Genomic DNA, 3256 nt, shown 5'->3' with positions numbered 1-3256 from the left:
GCGAGTCTTTAATACTCGTGAATGAGTCTTTAATACTCGTGAATGAGTCTTTAATACTCGTGAATGAGTCTTTGATACTCGTGAATGAGTCTTTGAACTCCGTTAATGAGTCTTTGATCTCCACTTTCCTGCTCCCTCATCCCCACTCCCGACTCCCGACTCCCCACTCCCCACTCCCTTACAGCCCTTCTAATGACACTCCCAAAAAGCGGGCTAATTTTGCGCCTTCTGTTTCCAACTCTGTTAAAGATAACGGTTGTCCAACCCGTGTTAAGGGTATATCTCGCCGCCCCTTAATGCGTAGATAGAGGGCGCGAAGGGGATTAAGACCTTCTTTGACGGTTATTCGCACGGACTGCACATCTTCTATGCGGCTGTCAATCTCAATTCGGCGATTTTTCCCAGGAAATCCCCAACGGAATATTTTGATTGTGCCAGTTTCCTGATTAAATTCGTTGTAACCGCCTCCCACATCCCATAAAATTACTAGCCACAGGTATGTGGCTAATAGCAAGCCAGCAGTACCATATAACCCCATTACCAATCCTTGAGGGACGAATACTAGTTTAGTTGGATCAGAAACTATGAGTAAATTAACTTTTAAATAACTGGATATCCCAGCTAATAAAAAGCCGCTTGCTCCCAAGGTAACGATAGCTGCCCAACAATAGTTACTGAACCGACGAGAACCGAGAACATTTTGATGCAGGAGGCGATCGCCTTTGTTAATCGTTATTGATGCCGTCATTGAACTACCATTGCCCCGTGAGATACTCGCTGTCACATACAAAGCACACTGAATGCTTTTGCATAAAGTGTGTGCTTCTGTACCAATCCGGCTATTGCTGAGGAGGCACTGAAGCTTTGTTTTAAGTCCACGGTATAATTTACCGCAGACCAAGCCCAAGATAGATTGGCTACAGAAATATCGTTCAGCGTGCCATCTTGATCAAAGTCCCAATAGCCTTTGACATAGCCGCCTGGGATAGTTTCTTCTTCCGCAAAAAAGGTATTGCTGAGGGCTAAGGGATCGAGGATGCGATCGCGAATTTCATCTGCAATATTACCGTTGGTTGCCGCTTCCACCACCATACCCAACAAGAGAAAGTTGCTACTGGAATACTCCCACGACTCTCCAGGCTCAAAAATCGCTTCTGTGCCATTAATTAAGCTCACCAGTTCCTCTGGTTGCCAATTATTAAAAAAAACTCCTGGGTTGACCGCAGCCTGTGTAAACAACACATCGGTATAGTCGGCAATGCCACTAGTATGGTTTAATAGTTGGCGCACTGTAATCCGCTCTGAATTGGGAATCACCGCCGTTACCGTCTTTGGTAGTCGGTCAACTAAGGTATCGTCTAGACCAAGGATGCCCTCTTCGACTAGTTGTAGTATGGTTGTTGCTACGAAGGTCTTGGTAATGCTGCCGATTTGGAAGCGATCGCTAGGCTGTAATTTTGTATTTGTTGCGATGTCTGCCACCCCGCTAGCCCCAAACCAGGTTCCTTTAGGACTAATAATCGCTACGGCTGCCCCCGGAATGCTGCCCCGTGCTTGATCCAGACTTGCCTGTAGCTGCTCTGCCAGATTTTGCTCGACAGGGGATGGTAATGAATCTACTGCAAGAGTAACCGATAAGGCAGAGGAAGAACTCGATCCAGTCCCCAGGGTTGCAGCTTTAGCGATCGCTGGAGCAAACAATAGGGTTGAGCTGAGAAGAGTTGTTGAGAGGATTCTAAAAAACATATTTTATGATGGGGATTATAGTAATTCGGGCATTGCTGAATTTAGGGATGAATAGACATTTCCAGAAATTAAATATGCATTATCCAGAACCCTTGTAGAGATGTAGCACTGCTACGTCTCTACATTATTTTTCACCAGATATCTAATGCAGCAGATTTCAACAGGTCGCGCCCAGGATTCCCCAACTTTTCTACGAGAGGCTACGCCAACGTGAGGTACAGAGTTCTAGATCAGATTGAAATTCGCTTGCACAATTACATCATTGTAATCCTTGTCACCGCCCAGAGGTAAATCTTCAAAACCCCACGTATTATTTCCTAACAGGCGTATATGGTCATAGTTACTTGGGTTAGCACCCAAAAAGGCGAAGTAAACCGCAGGGTCATTATTAGGATTATCATCTACAATTGCCTCTGGTTTGCTATTAGCAATAATAAATGGTGCATAAATTGAACCGCCGTTGAGGTTAGTTGTAAAAGTAGCAGTCCCTTGATTATTAACGGTTAGGTCAAGACCTGCAACACGTCCTTGGACTGCGGCTTTTGCATAACCTGGATCGCCAGGACGGATATCAATAGTACCATTCCCATCGGCATCAATACCACCATCAGCATCAGCAACTTTGTAAAATCCAATCAAATTATCAAAGGCAGCTTCTCTGTATAATTCAAACTCAGCACGCACCTGACCTGTGATGTCTCGTAAATCAATCAGTTCTCCTTCAGGATTTCCTTGCAACCCTGCACCTAATGGTAAAGATTGATTGGTGGCTAAAGCTTTTATCACTAAATCTTTGAAATCACTGACATCATTTCCTTTGGGATCTTCCCAAGATATTAAGTAGTTCCCATCATCTAAAGTTTCTACTTTTTGGGTTGAAGGTTCAGCAAAAATAACTTCTGATAAAGAAGTTACCCCAGAACGCACGGCATCAATCGTACTATTTTCTACTAATAAAAATCCTAATTTATCCCCTGAATTCAATTCTAATAAGCTAGTTGAATTTGTTTGATTAAATCCAGTTGGCAAATTAGAAATAGCAGAGAAAATAAGTTCTGCTCTATCCAGTGCTGCTTGTGCGTATCCTGTAGAATTAGGTTCTATTCCATTGATGGTTCCCTTATCATCGTCAACGATAAATACACCTAGCTCGTTAACTTGATTAGAATTGCGCTCAATTAGGGAGATTTGAAGTTTTGGCTGATCGCTACCTTCTAGCTGAAATACACTATCAGATAGTTGATTGATTGTGGGGAGAATGGGCGGTGGTGGTGTGGCTGTATCGTTGATGGTAAATGTAATAGCGTTTTCACCCGGTACAAAATCGTAGCCTGGTACAGGGCTAAGTGTGTAAGTAAAGGTTTCTAAGCCTTCTACCACTTCATCTGGAAACAGGGGTAGAGTAATGGTTGCAGTTTGCTGGAGTAATCTAATGGTGACACCACTAGAAGTGGAATTGGCTCTTACCAAACGAGCGCCATTAAATGATGCACTAAAAACACCACCGCCC

The 3256-nt window shown here is 43.6% G+C and carries 3 protein-coding genes; all 3 read right to left on the bottom strand.

The window, feature by feature from the left end; translation table 11 throughout:
* Positions 1 to 178 precede the first annotated feature (178 nt).
* The gene (locus tag LC574_RS32600; RefSeq protein WP_229457733.1) at positions 179 to 748 is read right to left on the bottom strand and encodes a photosystem I assembly protein Ycf4; all 570 of its coding nucleotides are present in this window, start codon (positions 746 to 748) and stop codon (positions 179 to 181) included.
* Between the two features lie 32 nt (positions 749 to 780).
* Complete coding sequence (locus tag LC574_RS32595; RefSeq protein WP_229457732.1) at positions 781 to 1746, bottom strand: serine hydrolase; 966 nt, start codon at positions 1744 to 1746, stop codon at positions 781 to 783.
* A gap of 225 nt (positions 1747 to 1971) precedes the next feature.
* Positions 1972 to 3256, bottom strand: a 1285-nt coding sequence (locus LC574_RS32590; protein WP_229457731.1) for a DUF4114 domain-containing protein, incomplete at its 5' end; no start/stop codon positions are given.

Source organism: Nostoc sp. CHAB 5715, from assembly GCF_020829685.1.
Lineage (GTDB): Bacteria > Cyanobacteriota > Cyanobacteriia > Cyanobacteriales > Nostocaceae > Nostoc.
Note: the sequence above shows the minus strand (reverse complement) of the source record. Positions and strands in the feature narration are given on the sequence as shown.

Excerpts from the sequence above, each read along its gene's own strand:
- LC574_RS32595 (WP_229457732.1), bottom strand. The coding sequence starts at position 1,746 with ATGTTTTTTAGAATCCTCTCAACAACTCTTCTCAGCTCAACCCTATTG.
- LC574_RS32600 (WP_229457733.1), bottom strand. The coding sequence starts at position 748 with ATGACGGCATCAATAACGATTAACAAAGGCGATCGCCTCCTGCATCAA.